The organism is Citrobacter sp. U14242 (genome assembly GCF_046555775.1).
GTDB lineage: Bacteria > Pseudomonadota > Gammaproteobacteria > Enterobacterales > Enterobacteriaceae > Citrobacter.
In genome coordinates this window covers 169,490-185,894 of the sequence record NZ_JBKGLW010000004.1, presented here as the reverse complement: position 1 = coordinate 185,894, position 16,405 = coordinate 169,490, and the positions used below count along the sequence as shown (strand labels likewise).

General features: G+C 50.6%; 14 protein-coding genes. 6 read left to right on the top strand and 8 right to left on the bottom strand.

Going from position 1 to position 16,405, the window contains the following annotated elements; translation table 11 throughout:
* Positions 1-274: 274 nt before the first annotated feature.
* Both ACLJXE_RS07975 and trpS read right to left on the bottom strand, forming a co-directional pair.
* Complete coding sequence (locus ACLJXE_RS07975; protein ID WP_410750575.1) at positions 275-757, bottom strand: glutathione peroxidase; 483 nt, start codon at positions 755-757, stop codon at positions 275-277.
* A gap of 89 nt (positions 758-846) precedes the next feature.
* Entirely contained in the window at positions 847-1,851 is a 1,005-nt protein-coding gene (gene trpS / locus ACLJXE_RS07970) for a tryptophan--tRNA ligase (RefSeq protein ID WP_410750574.1), read from the bottom strand.
* Between the two features lie 311 nt (positions 1,852-2,162).
* On the opposite strand from trpS, the gene ACLJXE_RS07965 reads away from it, so the two are divergent.
* A complete protein-coding gene (locus ACLJXE_RS07965) occupies positions 2,163-3,560 on the top strand; it encodes a hypothetical protein (RefSeq protein WP_410750573.1) in 1,398 nt (465 codons plus the stop codon).
* A gap of 62 nt (positions 3,561-3,622) precedes the next feature.
* Here ACLJXE_RS07965 and ACLJXE_RS07960 read toward each other — a convergent pair whose 3' ends face one another.
* Positions 3,623-5,407: a diguanylate cyclase gene (locus tag ACLJXE_RS07960; RefSeq protein ID WP_286630373.1), complete on the bottom strand. Its 1,785-nt coding sequence runs from the start codon at positions 5,405-5,407 to the stop codon at positions 3,623-3,625.
* A 116-nt stretch (positions 5,408-5,523) separates the two neighbouring features.
* Positions 5,524-6,633, bottom strand: a complete 1,110-nt coding sequence (locus ACLJXE_RS07955; protein ID WP_410750572.1) for an AI-2E family transporter — start codon at positions 6,631-6,633, stop codon at positions 5,524-5,526.
* Positions 6,634-6,816: 183 nt separating this feature from the next.
* Between ACLJXE_RS07955 and ACLJXE_RS07950 the strand changes: the two genes are divergently transcribed.
* Entirely contained in the window at positions 6,817-7,515 is a 699-nt protein-coding gene (locus ACLJXE_RS07950; RefSeq protein ID WP_410750571.1) for an RluA family pseudouridine synthase, read from the top strand.
* Between the two features lie 19 nt (positions 7,516-7,534).
* On the opposite strand, the gene mdtK is transcribed toward ACLJXE_RS07950, so the two are convergent.
* Positions 7,535-8,908: a multidrug efflux MATE transporter MdtK gene (gene mdtK / locus ACLJXE_RS07945; protein WP_410750570.1), complete on the bottom strand. Its 1,374-nt coding sequence runs from the start codon at positions 8,906-8,908 to the stop codon at positions 7,535-7,537.
* Between the two features lie 217 nt (positions 8,909-9,125).
* On the opposite strand from mdtK, the gene ACLJXE_RS07940 reads away from it, so the two are divergent.
* Positions 9,126-9,773: a riboflavin synthase subunit alpha gene (locus ACLJXE_RS07940; RefSeq protein ID WP_286630369.1), complete on the top strand. Its 648-nt coding sequence runs from the start codon at positions 9,126-9,128 to the stop codon at positions 9,771-9,773.
* Positions 9,774-9,821: 48 nt separating this feature from the next.
* Here ACLJXE_RS07940 and cfa read toward each other — a convergent pair whose 3' ends face one another.
* Together cfa and punC are read right to left on the bottom strand one after the other, a co-directional pair.
* On the bottom strand, positions 9,822-10,970 hold the full coding sequence (gene cfa, locus ACLJXE_RS07935; RefSeq protein ID WP_286630368.1) for a cyclopropane fatty acyl phospholipid synthase: 1,149 nt from the start codon (positions 10,968-10,970) through the stop codon (positions 9,822-9,824).
* 290 nt (positions 10,971-11,260) lie between these two features.
* Positions 11,261-12,466, bottom strand: a complete 1,206-nt coding sequence (gene punC, locus ACLJXE_RS07930; RefSeq protein ID WP_286630367.1) for a purine nucleoside transporter PunC — start codon at positions 12,464-12,466, stop codon at positions 11,261-11,263.
* A gap of 111 nt (positions 12,467-12,577) precedes the next feature.
* Between punC and punR the strand changes: the two genes are divergently transcribed.
* Positions 12,578-13,501 (top strand): DNA-binding transcriptional activator PunR, encoded by a 924-nt coding sequence (gene punR, locus ACLJXE_RS07925; RefSeq protein ID WP_410750569.1) that lies wholly within the window; start codon positions 12,578-12,580, stop codon positions 13,499-13,501.
* Between the two features lie 119 nt (positions 13,502-13,620).
* Here punR and purR read toward each other — a convergent pair whose 3' ends face one another.
* Positions 13,621-14,646, bottom strand: a complete 1,026-nt coding sequence (gene purR / locus ACLJXE_RS07920) for an HTH-type transcriptional repressor PurR (RefSeq protein WP_286630365.1) — start codon at positions 14,644-14,646, stop codon at positions 13,621-13,623.
* Between the two features lie 297 nt (positions 14,647-14,943).
* Here purR and cydH point away from each other — a divergent pair, with 297 nt between their 5' ends.
* Positions 14,944-15,033 carry a cytochrome bd-I accessory subunit CydH gene (gene cydH / locus ACLJXE_RS07915; RefSeq protein ID WP_003029209.1) on the top strand — a complete coding sequence of 30 codons (90 nt, stop codon included), beginning with the start codon at positions 14,944-14,946 and terminating at the stop codon, positions 15,031-15,033.
* 178 nt (positions 15,034-15,211) lie between these two features.
* Positions 15,212-16,381, top strand: coding sequence for an MFS transporter (locus tag ACLJXE_RS07910; RefSeq protein ID WP_286630364.1), 1,170 nt, complete (start codon positions 15,212-15,214; stop codon positions 16,379-16,381).
* The last annotated feature ends 24 nt before the right edge of the window (positions 16,382-16,405 follow it).

The following is a 16,405-nucleotide window of genomic DNA, read 5'->3' as shown; positions in this document are numbered from 1 at the left end:
TCACTCATCAGGTGCCAGTTACGTACTGCGAGACGGGGTAGCGCTTAACTCTTTCGCGGTTTCGTGACGTTTGCACTATGCGTGACACAATTCCGTCAGCTTCTACAGGTTGCTTGCTACGCCACAGGTCACATGACGTTTAATCATAACGTTCTGATTCGGATACTGGTTGTCATGGCGTTTATCCCGTTCACGAATGCATCGGAATTCTCATCAATACATAGCATCATGTCCGCTCCTGGCACCAGGCTGACGGTTCAAATGACAAGAATACCTAGATTTCAAGTGCAGCAAGGATGGCAGTTTCCATTTTCTCCGGGGTAGTGAACGGTGCAAAACGCTTTAGCGGCTTGCCATCACGTCCGATAAGAAATTTTGTGAAGTTCCATTTTATCCGTCCCCCCAGCATGCCGGGCAATTCATCTTTTAGATAACGAAATACCGGATGCGTAGCGGCACCGTTAACTTCCACTTTTTCAAACATCGGGAAGCTTACACCGTAGTTGACGTGGCAGGTCTGCGCGATTTCGTCGGCGTCGCCGGGTTCCTGCTTACCGAACTGGTTGCAGGGGAAGCCAAGGACCACCAGTCCCCGAGCGGCGTACTTTTTGTAAAGCGCTTCCAGACCTGCATATTGTGGCGTGAAGCCACAATGGCTGGCGGTATTAACCACCAAAACCAGCTTGCCAGCATAGTCAGCCATAGGGATACACTGGCCGTGTAGGCTGGTGGCTGTTAGTTGATAAAAGGTGGTCATAGCGAACTCCTCAGAGCAGAACCTGTTAGACATCGGCAGAGCCCTTCCTCCCGGTGGTTATTTTCCGTCGGGAGGGGCATCAATCCAGATTAAAATACCGACAGTCCCAATCCTTGTTTTACTTCTCTTAGCGTTTGCTGCGTGATGTCGTAGGCCCGCTCGCTTCCTTTTTTAAGCATAGCCATCAGCATACCTTTATCCTGAATATAGGTTGCCCGACGCTCACGCATTGGCGCGATGAGCTCTTGCAGGCACATCTCCAGCTCATTTTTGCATGCCCGATCACCCAATCCTCCTTGCTGATAATGCGCTTTCATTGCTGCGACTTTGGCCTTATCCGGGTGGAAAGCATCCAGGTAGGTGAACACGACATTGCCCTCAATTTGCCCCGGATCGGACACTTTTAGGTGGTTAGGATCAGTGTACATTGCGCCGACGGCGCGATGGATAGCCTCTTCACTTGCCGACAGGAGCAGTGTATTACCGAGTGATTTCGACATCTTGGCGTTGCCGTCAATACCCGGAAGACGGCTGGTTTCGCTTAACATAGCTTTACAATGATGCAGAACCGGGGCCGGTAACAGGCTATTCATTTTGTGTACGATTTCATTAGTTTGCTCGATCATCGGCAACTGATCGTCACCGACCGGAACCAGGCTGGCTTTGAACGCCGTAATATCTGCTGCCTGGCTAATCGGGTAAACCAGGAAACCGACCGGAAGCGAACGGGCGAAACCTTTTTGCGCAATTTCATTTTTGACCGTTGGGTTACGCTCGACGCGAGCCACGGTAACGATATTCATATACAGCGCGGTGAGTTCGGCAAGGGCAGGTAGTGCCGATTGTAAACAAAGGGTGGTGAGTGAAGGATCAATACCTGCAGCGAGATAATCGGCCAACACTTCGGGTATGTTATTTTGGATCTTTTGTGGATTGCTGCCGTTGTCAGTCAGACCTTGCAGGTCTGCGACCAGAACAAACTGCTGATAATCGTGTTGCAGTATCGCGCGTTGGCGCAGGGAGCCTACATAGTGGCCAAGATGCAGTGGCCCGGTAGGGCGGTCGCCGGTAAGGATGATAGATTTGTTATTCATAGAGGACTCCTTAAGTATAAAACCGAAAGGGGTCTCAAAATGTAAATAACCGCCTTTCGGCGGTTATTTAAAAATGGATAAACACATTCTGACCGCCTTTAAGAAGGCAGCCACCAACGTTTGTAGTTAAAACCGTTGCAATCGTGTTTTATATTCATCTGATCAACATATCACTGCCAGGAGTAGAGGTAAAGTAATACTCTGCCCGGCCAGGGTGGACAATGTCATTTTGGCTTTACGGGTAGGGCACCCGTTGTTATGTTTGGAAATCCCTTTTTAATCATGGCGATAACTTTCGACAAGGAAGTACAATGCATAAAGAAGTTCCTGTGAAACTCGATCTTGCGGCATTACAAAGTCGTGGGCCATTGCTGTGGGAGAAAAAGCTGCGTCCAGGTGACGTTTTGTTAGTTTGTGGGAACAGCCCATTCAGCTCACTAATTGTGAAAGCGAGCCGCGGACCGTACTCTCATGCCGCTATCTGGATTCATGGGGGTGATTCAGGCATTGAAAGTCTATATCTTGCCGAATCGGATACATCGGGGGTCGGATTTACTTTCTTATTACCAATGAGTCTGTATCCCGGAGGGCAGTCCACTGCTGAAAGGGTTATTTGCATCCCCGAAAATCCGAGAGAATGGATTTTATTGCGCCATCCTGCATGCGAAAATATTGATCTCGCCAGGATGATTCAGGCTTCGAAAGATCTACAGGAAAATGATTTTTATAAAACCTACTCTGCTGTACCGAGACTTCTTGATGCCATAACGCTACCCGATTTTCCACATTTACTGGCAAAACATGTTGCGCAAGCAATCGAGTCCTGTCGTTTTGATAAAGGAACGCGAGGCACATTTTGTTCTGAGCTTGTTGCTACATTTTTTTCCAGGCTCGGTCTGGAACTGTTTACCGATGGACGTGATCCGCATACCGTTTCGCCAAATGATTTTTTATTGCCAGAATGCCGATTAACCGTGGTTACCGATGCGTTTGTCGATGCAGACAGTTTGCTACCGGGAACCTACGGCTACGGAACGCCTTATCAAAAACGGAGTAAAGATCCTTTTTTGCGTACGATGATAAGCAATCGCGACGTATACGATAAAATCGCCGTAAGTATGGAAGGTGCAGAGAGCGCTCTGCAGGAAGCAAGCGCCTGGATTATTGCACAGCACATTAAGAATGCCAGTGCTATGGAACGCCAGTTTGCTGAGCAGATTGCGCTGGCAGAACAGTGGCATGAGTATGAACAAGTCGAGAAATTACAGCGTTACGGGATAATGTTTAAATATGGCTACCGCTTACTACAAAATTTATATGAACTTAATCATCACTATTGGTTCGGAGATAGTCCCCTTATCGATATTGCTGCCTGGAATCAGGCCAGTGCAACGCTTCAGATTAGCGCCAGCCAGATGCTGTATTGTGCCCAGCGTGCACTAATTAGAAACACGGTACTTTCAGGTTTGCGCAGAATAAGAAGTATGCACAAAAATTCACCGCCAGGCCGAATACAGTTAGCCAAATTTAGACGCTTACGTGCTAATAATTTGAAACTTTGGTGCCAGTATAAAACAGACAGTTACACCGGCCTTGATTCCTGTATACGATTATTACCTGCAGGGGCGCCTGGTGAGCAGGCAACTGCATATATTCAGGATGTAATCCAGAAAACTCACCAGTCACTTATCGATGAATATACCACTTAATGAGGGGACTTCCTCGGGTGGGTTATTTTAGGAAGTACCCGTTTGGGCTTGCGCACCGCTTTTTAGCTCGCTTCCAGCATACCAAAGCTCACTATGCGCGAACGCCCCAGCTCTTTTGCACGATACAGCGCGACATCCGCGGCACGTAACAGGTTATCGCTCTGGGCGTGCTGCGGGTAGCTGGCGACACCAATAGAGACATCAACGTGACCGATATCAGAAACGCCAAAGCTGAGCGTCAACTCGCGTACACCGTTGTAAATGTCCGTCGCAAAGCGATTGGCCGCTTCTTCATCCATACCGGCAAGTAGAACCAGAAACTCTTCACCACCGTAGCGAAAGGCCATTCCGTGGTCGTGAACAACGCGCTGAATAATTGCTGCAATACTTTTTATCACACCATCACCTGCCTCATGACCAAAACGGTCGTTGATGCTTTTGAAGTGATCGATATCGATCATCAGGCAACTGATCGGTTCCTGGTTGTGGACAGCCTGACTCATCTGGGTGCGCAGCGTGTCTTCAAGGTGATGGCGGTTGCGCAGGCCGGTCAGTGGGTCATAAAGCGCTTTTTCCAGTAGTGCATCGCGCAGACGTTGGTTGGCTAATGCCAGTCCAAGTGCCTCGGCCATCAGCTCCAGATAAGCACGAGAAGGGGCAGAATTGTCGCTGAGATTCTGGAATGAGAGCAGGCCGATGGCTTCCCCCTGGGCGATCAACGGTATGCACAGGGTATGAGCCTGACACGACTCAGGCAGGTGGTAGCAGGCGATATCGGGTTCGCCCTGCACGGGAGGATGACTTTGCCCACGGCGCACGGCCCAGCATTCATCCGGATGGAAAGGGTCTGCTTTGCCTTGCGGTGAGAGCCACTCGGCGGCACAACGCATGTGCCAGGCTTCCCGGTCAAGAATGTAGAGCCGCCCGGCAACGCCTGGGGCAATGTTCGGAGCAAAAAGTTGTGCGACATTGATAACATCGGCAAAGTTTTCGCAGCCCTGTAAGCGCTGGGTCATACGAGCCAACAGTTCGCGGATCGCCCAGTCGGCATCCCGCTCTTTCTCCAGCCGTTGCCGCGCAAGGCCGTTCTCGCGAAAAATGCGAATGGCTTGTGCCATATCGCCAATCTCATCAATCTGATTAAAGTTTGGCGTTTCTACGGCGTAATCCTGCGATGCGAGGCGGTGAACCACGTCGCTCAGACGCACAACCGGACGCAGTACGCGGCGTTTCAAAATAAAGCCGAGGACAAACAAAAACAACAGCGCGGTTAATCCGACCATAACTTCAGAGAGCGTTCGCAGTATGCGGGATGTCCTGGTAGCATCTTCAATGCTGTTACGTACACGGTTATCGAGCAACTGCCGGAAATGATCTATCCGCACCTGCGCCCGTTCCAGCTCCTGTTCATAGGCTTTGCCGTAGAGCAGGACGATAGCCTGTGACGTTTCTCCGCGGGCCATACTGGCGAGCGCGGTTGCTTGCTCTTCCTGCAGCGCATCGACAATTTGTAATCCTTCATGCAGCAGCGCCAGTTCTTCATCTGTCGCGCCGAAGTCTTTTAATTTTGTTAACCGCAGCTCAACCGCTTTTAGCGACGACGCCTTCTGGCGATAGGCGTTCAGCGCCTCTGGATCTTTAGCGATCACGTACTCGCGAGCTAAATCGGACAATGACCAGGCATCGAGCTCTACCTCTTCAGTTAGCTGATCAAATTTATACCGCTGCTCTACCACCTGACGTTCAGTATTGTCTGCTCCGGATGCCATCAGCATAACAACGCCGGAGGCAATGGTCAGACATACCGTCGCACTGTAAGCCCAGTTGGTGATTGTGGCTATTCGCACTTTTTCGTTCCTTCTGCGACGATTAATGAATAAGCATGATTGAAATTATAGGAAACGTATGATTTTGCGTGAAAACAAAAGGCGGCCCGAGGCCGCCCCTTGTTATCGTCATGCCATCATAAATCTGGAGGGTTTTTTCCTTCTTCCATGAACGCTTCATCGATACCTTCTACGTTGCCCTCATGGTCACGTCCGGAGAACAGATTCCAGCTGGCCAAAAAGAGTGCGGCGATCAGCGGGCCAATCACAAAACCGTTGATACCGTATATCTCCATCCCGCCAAGGGTGGTAATCAATATCAGGTAGTCCGGCATTTTTGTGTCTTTTCCTACCAGTAGCGGGCGCAGGATATTGTCCACCAGTCCGACAATAATGACGAAAAATCCGACAATAAACAGCCCTTGCCACAGCTGGTGGGTAGCGAAGAGGAAAATGGCAGCAGGGACCCAAACTATCGCCGAGCCAACCGCAGGCACTAGCGAGAGAAATGCCATTAGTGCGCCCCACAAAATGCTGCCGTCGATGTCGACAATGGCGAAAGCAATGCCGCCAAGCGTGCCCTGTACGACAGCGACAACCGCCGTGCCTTTGACTGTCGCCCGTGTGACACCCACGAATTTGGCAAACAAGTGCTGTTTGGCAAAATCAGAAAGCGGTAAGGAATCCAGAATCTGACGCACCAGATACGGTCCATCCTTCAGCAGGAAAAACAGCAAGTACAGCATGATGCCAAAGCTGATGGCGAAGCCAAAGGTTCCTTTACCAATCAGGAAAGCACTGCCTGCGAGGTACTGTCCGCCCTGTAGCGCAATGTCGGATAATTTTTTCTGGATCTGCGCGACATCATCCAGATTGTGTTCTGCGAGGAATCCTCTGGCCCAGTCAGGAAGATAAGAAAGAATAGAACTGACCACTTCCGGAAACTGCGTATTGTTTTGCTGCAACTTGGTGTAAACCACATTCAGTTCGATTGCCAACGACGACAGGATCACCATCAGCGGAATAAAGACAATCAAACAGATAATCCCGATAGTGATTAACGATGCCAGACCGTTACGTTCGCCAAGCGCACTGCGCAGTTTGTTTTTCACCGGGTTAAAGATAGTCGTCAGAATTGCGGCCCACAAGATTGCGGAGAAGTAGGGGGACAACACGTCGAAAAACGCCCAGGTTACGAGGGCAAGAATGAAAATGAAGAAACCTTTGGTCAGTCCGTTAAATCGCATTAGTGAATCCTGTAACTGAGAAGCAGTCTCGACTATAGAACTGTTCAGCAGAATTACCAACTGTGGATGTTGAACGATGTAACCAGGTTGTTCATCTGTAATGTGACGCAGGACGGGCTTGATTCGCCAGCCGGTTGAAAATTCGTTATGATCCCCCCCCCCACTTTTTAGTCTGGTTGTCTGATGTCTACGATTCTTGATTCCTTTGTTGCTCCGCCGTGCCATGACGAAATAGAGATCCTTTACCAGGATGAACATCTGCTGCTTATCAATAAACCCAGTGGGTTGCTGAGTCTGTCGGGGAAAAATCCGCAAAATCTCGACTCAGTGCACTATCGACTGGTACAGATATTCCCGGGCTGCACGCTGGTGCACCGGCTTGATTTTGGTACTTCTGGTCTGATGGTCGTTGCACGCAATAAAACAATCAATGCTGCGCTCTGTCAGCAGTTCAGCCAGCGTTCGGTGACAAAGGTGTACAGCGCATTGTTATGTGGACACCTTAAACAGGATGAAGGTGTGATTGATGCTGCCATTGTCAAAGATCCAGCACTGTTTCCGTTGATGTCGATTAGCGCAGTTAGCGGTAAGCCTGCGCGTTCTCGTTTTCGGGTGATTGAGCGCTTCAATAAGCGACTCAAGGATGGAAGGTCACTGCCCCTGACGCGGGTGCAACTGATGCCGGAGACCGGACGAACCCATCAGCTACGTCTTCATTGTCAGCATTTGGGTCATCCGATTTGGGGCTGCGATCTTTATGGTGGGCGTGAGTGGCCTGGCACGGAACAGACGTCGCGGCTGATGCTACACGCCAGCGAACTGTGCCTGGTACATCCCATCAGCAAAGAACAAATCAACGCCTGCCATGCCAGCCCATTTTAACTCGACGGCTATTAGAGTGTTATCGCGCTGCACGTTGCAGAATGACGGCTGACGGCTGGCGTTGCAGAAAACGCATCCGTAGCATCATCAACACTGCGGCAGAGGTCAGGCCAATAATAAAGCCCATCCAGAAGCCTGCAGGCCCCATGCGGTCGACGACCAGATCGGTGAGCGCAAGAATATATCCACTTGGCAAACCCAGCACCCAGTACGCCGTGAAGGTGATAAAGAAAATGGAACGCGTATCTTTATAACCACGCAGGATCCCGCTGCCAATAACCTGAATTGAGTCCGAAATCTGGTACACGGCAGCCAGTAACATCAGCTGTGCAGCCAGTGTGACAACTTCAGGATTATTGTTGTAGAGCAGGGCGATGTGTTCGCGCAATGTGACGGTGAAAATGGCGGTCATCATCGCCATACATACGCCGACACCTAAACCTGTTCTGGCAGCAGTCTGTGCATCCAACGTTGATCCCTGACCCAGGCGGTATCCCACACGAATGGTAACGGCAGCAGCCAGAGACATTGGCAAGACAAACATTAATGAGCTGAAGTTCAGTGCGATTTGGTGTCCGGCGACGTCGACAATCCCCAGAGGGGAGACCAACAGCGCCACCACGGCAAACAGCGTGACTTCGAAAAATAGTGCCAGCGCAATTGGCAAACCCAACTGCACCAGGCGTTTCATCACCGCGGTGTCAGGTTTCTGGAAGCCACGGACATTACGGATGTCGCGCATTGATCGGGCTCGTTTTATGTAAGAAAGCATAGCGGCAAACATCACCCAATATACCGCCGCCGTTGCCACACCACAGCCTATGCCGCCCAGTTCCGGCATACCTAAATGGCCATAGATGAAAACATAGTTAACCGGAATGTTCACCAACAGGCCGAGAAAACCCATTACCATTGCCGGTTTGGTCTTGGCCAGACCTTCGCACTGGTTACGGGCTACCTGGAAGAATAAATATCCGGGCGCCCCCCATAGTAGCGCGCGCAGATAGCCAACGGCTTTGTCGGCCAGAGCAGGATCAATGTTATGCATTGAGCGGATAATGTATCCCGCATTCCAAAGCACAATCATGATCAGAACGGATACGATCCCCGCCAGCCAGAACCCCTGACGTATTTGATGAGCAATACGATCGCGGCGACCGGAACCGTTAAGTTGCGCAATCACTGGCGTCAGCGCCAGCAACAGACCGTGGCCAAACAGAATTGCGGGTAGCCAGATGGACGTACCAATAGCAACGGCTGCCATGTCCGTCGCGCTGTATCCGCCGGCCATCACGGTATCGACGAATCCCATTGCGGTTTGAGCGATTTGCGCAAGAATCACCGGAATTGCCAGAGCTAATAACTGACGCGCTTCACTTACATACTTTTGCACGTGTACACCACTATATTGTTGTTATTTGAGAGACTAAAAAAGCCGCCTTATATGGCAGCAAGAAGAAAATGCAGGGGAAATTTCAGTCTATTGTAGCGAGGAATCCGTATTTCTCCAGTGAAAAAATAGGCGGCAGTGGCGCATTACTGGCAACCTGATTTTCCACCTGCTATTGTGCACAGCAGAGATGTCTTAATTGAGTTCAGGAGTTACAGGTATGTTTACGGGTATTGTGCAGGGCACCGCGAAACTGGTGTCGATTGATGAAAAACCGAATTTTCGCACACATGTAGTGGAGTTACCTGAATACATGTTGGATGGGCTGGAGACCGGCGCATCAGTGGCGCACAACGGTTGTTGTCTGACAGTGACCGACATTAACGGTAACCAGATAAGCTTCGATCTGATGAAAGAAACGCTGCGTATCACTAATCTGGGTGACCTGAAAGTCGGGGATCTGGTCAACGTTGAACGTGCGGCAAAATTCAGCGATGAGATCGGCGGACATTTGATGTCAGGCCATATTATGACTACCGCTGAAATATCTAAAATCCTGACCTCTGAAAATAATCGCCAGGTGTGGTTTAAAGTTCAGGATCCGTCGCTGATGAAATACATCCTGTACAAAGGATTTATCGGTATTGACGGTATTAGCCTGACGGTAGGTGAAGTCACACCGACACGCTTTTGCGTGCATTTGATTCCGGAAACCCTGGAACGTACGACGCTGGGCAAGAAAAAACTGGGTGCGCGAGTCAATATCGAAATTGACCCGCAAACACAGGCCGTTGTTGATACGGTTGAACGTGTATTGGCTGCGCGTGAAAGTGCGATGGGTACCGTTACTGGCGAAGCGGGAATTTAAGTCAGAATAAAAAGCCCCCGATAGCTCGGGGGCGACAGGCGATACCCTCTAACGCGGAACACGGAGCCCGTGTTCAACGCCACGAGAGAACACAACCTGCCACAGCTGAATGTCGCGTGCGCGAAATGCGCCAGCACACGCATTCAGGTAATAACTGAACATCCGTTTAAAGCGCTCAGTATAGTTGTCGGCAATTTCTGGCCAGGCTGTCATGAAACGCTCGTGCCAGGCCATCAAGGTGGTATCGTAATCCGCACCAAAGTTGTGCCAGTCCTCCATCACAAAATGTGGCTCGCTGGCATTGGCAATCTGGCGAACTGACGGTAAACAGCCGTTCGGGAAGATATATTTATTGATCCATGGATCAACATTATTGTCGGTTTTTCTGGAACCGATGGTATGCAGCAAGAAAAGACCATCTTGCTTTAAATTGCGGTCAACAACGTCAAAATAGGTGTTGTAGTTTTTGGGGCCCACATGCTCAAACATACCGACGGAAACGATACGGTCGAACCGGTCGTTCAGGTCACGGTAGTCCTGCAGTAAAATCGTGACATCCAGCCCTTCACAGCGCGTCTGCGCCATTTTTTGCTGTTCTGCTGAAATCGTTACGCCAGTCACGCTCACCCCGTATTGTGACGCCATGAACTGGGACAAGCCTCCCCAGCCGCAGCCAATATCGAGTACGCGCATACCTGGCTTCAATTGCAATTTCTCGGCAATCATTTTTAGCTTCGCCTGCTGGGCAGATTCCAGGGTATCGGCATCTTTCCAGTAGGCGCAGGAATATTGCATGTAGGGATCAAGCATGCGGGTAAAGAGATCGTTGCCAAGATCGTAGTGTTCTTTGCCAACGACCCACGCACGTTTTTTGGTTTGTAAATTAAACAGACGAGCCGTTGCGATACGTAGCGTATCTCTGAAGTTGCGGGGGAGTTGGCTTTCAAGACCTGCACGCAGGACTTTGCTAAAAAACATATCCAGCCGATCGCATTCCCACCAGCCGTCCATATAACTTTCACCTAAACCCAACGATCCTTCCTGCAACACACGTTTGAAAAAGTCGGGGTTTTTAACGCGAATATCTGCCGGTGCCGGGCCATTAATGGTAATGCCTGCACGGCTCAATAACTCATTGGTGATTCGGTACCAGTTATCATCCGGTACGCTGACGTCTTCTATACATGATGAACTCATAGCTTCTCCATCACTGGTCGGTGATCAGAACCTTAAAACAGCGTAGACGCTTTTTTGGGCTTTGTGAGAAATCTCACGGAATTAATCCGCGAATCTATAATCCGACGTAGAACAGAGGAAGGGAGAAACCCTTGCCGAAAAGACCATCCATGGGAAAACGGGAACCTGCTTGCTCCCGTTACTCTATAAATCTTATCGTTTTATTAACAGCCGAAAATCAGTATAGGCCTGAATTTTTGGCTATTCAACCGATAATTGTTAGCGGGCTAATTAAGTGCCCGCAACAATGATTAATGCGACTCACCGTGCGCAATTTGCGCGCTCTCATCCGGCAAGGATGTGTTGTCAGTCTGTGACTGCATTTTGTAGCCTAGCGCGGCCAGCAGCACTGTCGTCAGCATAACGCTGGTGGTGGTGAGCAGCGGCGTGCTGATTAACCACGAAACGACCAGGCTTGCCAGGAAGCATAACCCCAGTTGCAGCGTGTTCTGCAGCGCAGCGGCACGCCCTGTTGCCTGAGGGAATGGACGCAGCGCCTGGGCGACAACGATAGGGTAGATTGCCCCGTTTGCAATGGCCATCACGCAGAATGGGATCAGGATTTCAGCCAACGCAACGTGGTGAATAAAGCCAGTAGCCCAGGTGGCGATAACGCTAATGGCATACAGGATAAGTAACCACGGCAGAAGCTGGCGACCCTGCCATTTTTGCAGTGCCGCGCGGCAGCCGTAACCACCGATCAAAAATGCAATAGTTTGCGGAACATAGCTCAAACCAATCACAGCCGGACTATAGCCCATTTCGCTAAGGATAAACGGTGAACCCGTCAGCCATGCGAAGAAGCTCGCAGAACATGCTGCGTAAATCAGTACATTTCCACGGTATGCTTTGGAGCGCAGCAGCGTAGCGAACGTCAGTTTATCCTGGCTATCATCGCGCGCTTTTGCCGTTGGTTTTAAGCGCAGAGCCGGCAACATCAGGATCAGGGTAATCGCAAAAAGGGTGGCAAAAATGGCCTGCCAGGAAAAATGTATCAGGATCCAACTGCCTAATAACGGTGCAAGTGCAGGAGACAATCCGACCAGCGGCATAATGGTGGCAAAGATGCGGTTTACTTTTTGTGAAGGATAATAATCGGTAACCAGCGCCTGCCAGATAACCGAAGCCGCACAGACACCAACGGCCTGAATAAAGCGAAGCACCAGTAAGCCGGTGGCGTTTTCTACCCACAACATGCCCAGGCTGCCCAGCGCAAAGATGGATAAGCCCAGCATCAAAATCGGTTTACGACCATAGTGGTCGGAAAGTGGCCCCCACAAAAGTTGTGCAACGGCAAAACCGGCTAAGAACAAACTAAGGCTGGCACTCACGGCAGAAGCGGGTGTCTGTAAATCGGACTGAATAGCAGCAAAGGCGGGCAAATACATATCGGTTGCCAGAAAACCTAGCACGCTAAGACCTGCCAGCCAGACTAAAAACCCTTTTCCTGGTTGCATTATCGTTTCTCTTTTTAGCAATAGAACATTGCCGCTGAGTGTAGTGAGTGTAATTCTCGCTGTGAAACGCTAATATTTGCTTACTGATTTCAAATTTTTTGCAGGCAGAGCATGTGGTCGGAATATTCACTTGAAGTTGTTGATGCGGTGGCGCGTAACGGTAGCTTTAGTTCGGCTGCTCAGGAGTTGCACCGCGTACCTTCGGCGGTAAGCTACACTGTGCGCCAACTGGAAGAGTGGCTGGCTGTACCTCTTTTTGAACGTCGTCACCGGGACGTGGAATTAACGCCTGCTGGCGCGTGGTTTTTAAAAGAAGGTCGGTCTGTTATCAAAAAAATGCAGATCACCCGTCAGCAATGTCAACAAATCGCCAATGGCTGGCGAGGACAGCTGGCGATTGCGGTAGATAATATTGTTCGCCCGGAACGAACCCGACAGATGATTGTGGATTTCTACCGCCATTTCGATGATGTGGAGCTTCTGGTCTTTCAGGAGGTGTTTAATGGCGTCTGGGACGCGCTTTCGGACGGTCGTGTGGAGTTAGCTATCGGAGCAACGCAGGCCATTCCGGTAGGGGGACGCTATACGTTCCGGGATATGGGAATGTTGAGCTGGAGTTGCGTGGTAGCCAGTCATCATCCGCTGGCGACAATGCCGGGACCGCTCAGTGACGATACGTTGCGCAACTGGCCATCGCTGGTGCGCGAAGACACGTCCCGCACGCTGCCGAAACGTATTACATGGTTGCTGCACAACCAAAAACGCGTCGTGGTTCCTGACTGGGAATCCTCGGCCACCTGCTTGTCAGCCGGACTCTGTGTCGGGATGGTACCGACGCATTTTGCAAAACCGTGGATCGATAGCGGAAAATGGGTGGCGTTACAGCTGGAAAATCCGTTCCCGGATGCCGCGTGTTGCCTGACCTGGCAACAGAATGATACGTCGCCTGCACTGAGCTGGTTACTGGACTACCTGGGGGATAGTGAGACGCTGAATAAAGAGTGGCTGCGGGAGCCGGATGAGCTCCTCGCATAGCGTAATGCCGTTCAGTTAAGCATGTATGGAGAGCAGAACCCTTTCTCGGAGAGAGTATGTTCATTACCCCCGCCAACACCGATTGATGCTTTCTGAACGGCATTACCCACATAACGGGCTTAACGACGATAATCGCGGAATGGACCGTCGGCAACGGAACGACGTTCTACCAGACGTGGATGCACCTCGATTGACTGCGATTCTTCACGTTTATTCACGATACGGTCTAACAGCATGTTGAAAGCTGTTTCACCAAGTGAATCTTTTGGCTGGTGGATGGTGGTCAGCGCAGGGGTGAAGTAACGAGCGTTGCGCACGTTGTCGTAACCGATAACTGAGATATCCTGCGGCACGCGCAGTCCCATCTCGTCTGCGGCACACAGCGCACCCATCGCCATAATATCGCCACCACAGAATACGGCGGTTGGGCGATGCGACTGGGAGATGATTTGTTGCATAGCGCGGTAGCCGGATTCAGGTTCGAAATCACCCTGTACAATCCAGTTTTCGGGAACTTTAATCAGCGCTTCTTCCATCGCTTTCATGAAGCCAGCCAGGCGGCCTGCGCCGGTATTACGCTCCATGGGACCCGGGATCACACCGATCTCACGATGACCGCGTTCAATCAGATACCGGCCCGCCATGTAACCACCTTCGAAAGCGTTATCAATGACGGTATCGGTAAAGTCGGCTTTTGCTTCGCCCCAGTCCATGACCACCATTGGAATATGGCGATACTCTTCGAGCATGGAAAGCAGTGATTCCGGATACTCTGAACACATTACCAACAGGCCATCTACGCGCTTTTGCGCCATCATAGACAGGTATGCCTGCTGTTTTTCAAGACTGTTCCAGGCGTTGCCCAGAATCAGCGTGTAGCCTTTCTGGAAACAATTCTTCTCAACAGCCTCGATAATTTCGGCAAAATAGGCAGCTTCACTGCTGGTTGCCAACAAACCGATCGATTTGGTGTGATTCACCTTCAGGCTACGTGCCACTGCGCTGGGGGAGTAGTGCAGTTCTTTAATCGCTGCCCAGACAGCGTTGCGCGTTTCTTCTGCGACAAAGCGCGTTTTGTTAATTACGTGTGATACGGTTGTAGTGGAAACGTTTGCTCGCTTCGCTACATCTTTAATAGTTGCCATTACATCTCACTCCAGACCATATCCTAAGCTCCTGAGAATACTCCAGGTAAACGTTTGCCTTCACACACCCTCAACGCAACGTCGGGGTTGCGGCACGCCGGGAAAACGACACGGAACGTCAGGAAGGGGTCAATGGCCGGTACGCTAATCAAGTAAGCGTGGAATTTTGTCTGATCTTAACGAAAAGGGGAAGAGTTAAAAGCAGTTATCAATATAAATCGTGAGAGATTTTTGCTTTCAAGTGTGTAAAAATGCGCAATATCACTTTTTGTGTGGGAATAAAAAGGAGAAAACTTGATGAGCACCGATCTGAAATTTTCGTTAGTGACGACCATAATTGTTCTGGGCCTGATTGTCGCGGGTGGCCTGACTGCAGCACTGCACTGATTTCCCCCCGAGGGAGTTTGCTCTCCCTCACCCTTTCTGCTTGTCTTTTCCGTCCTATTTTTTGCCAATAAGCAAAAGTCTTTTGCAATTTTGTTAACTTTATTAATTTTGCGATCAATGTCATGCTTTTGACTCTTATGATGTGTCGTGCCAAGGCTCGACGTTACGGAGTCGATAGATGAAAATAAATTATCCTTTACTGGCGCTGGCGATAGGTGCGTTTGGCATTGGAACGACAGAATTTTCTCCCATGGGATTGCTACCCGTCATTGCCAAAGGTGTGGATGTTTCAATTCCGGCCGCTGGGATGTTAATCAGCGCGTATGCGGTAGGCGTGATGGTTGGCGCACCGCTGATGACATTACTGCTGTCCCATCGTGCGCGTCGCAATGCGCTTATCTTCCTGATGGCCATTTTTACGTTGGGTAATGTGCTTTCGGCGATATCTCCGGATTACACGACGCTGATGCTGTCGCGCATTTTGACCAGTCTTAACCACGGGGCATTTTTTGGCCTCGGTTCGGTTGTGGCAGCAAGCGTTGTCCCCAAACATAAACAGGCCAGCGCCGTTGCGACTATGTTTATGGGGTTAACTATCGCCAATATTGGCGGTGTTCCCGCGGCAACCTGGCTTGGGGAAACCATCGGCTGGCGTATGTCCTTTATGGCGACGGCGGGACTGGGTGTTATCGCAATGGTCAGTCTGTTCTTCTCGTTACCGAAAGGTGGGGCTGGTGAGCGCCCTGATGTGCGCAAAGAACTGGCGGTGTTAATGCGTCCACAAGTGGTGTCAGCGTTACTGACGACCGTTCTGGGGGCCGGGGCGATGTTTACGCTTTATACCTACATCTCACCCGTGCTGCATAGCATTACTCATGCTACGCCGGCGTTTGTCACCGGTATGCTGGTGCTGATTGGCGTTGGGTTCTCTATCGGTAACTATCTGGGGGGGAAACTGGCTGACCGTTCGGTTAACGGTACGCTGAAAGGCTTTTTGCTGCTGCTAATGATTATTATGCTGGCAATACCTTTCCTGGCTCGTAATGAGCTGGGTGCGGCCGTGAGTATGGTGGTGTGGGGCGCAGCAACGTTTGCGGTGGTTCCGCCGCTGCAGATGCGTGTGATGCGCGTTGCCAGCGAGGCACCTGGATTGTCATCGTCAGTTAATATTGGCGCGTTTAATCTGGGGAATGCCCTGGGAGCGGCTGCTGGTGGGGCGGTAATTTCCGGAGGATTGGGCTACAGTTTCGTACCGGTAATGGGGGCGATTGTGGCGGGTCTTGCGCTACTGCTGGTCTTTGTCTCGGCAAGGAAACAAGCGGAAGAAGTCTGCAACGCAACGAATTAAAAACAAAAACGCAGAAGGGAACCC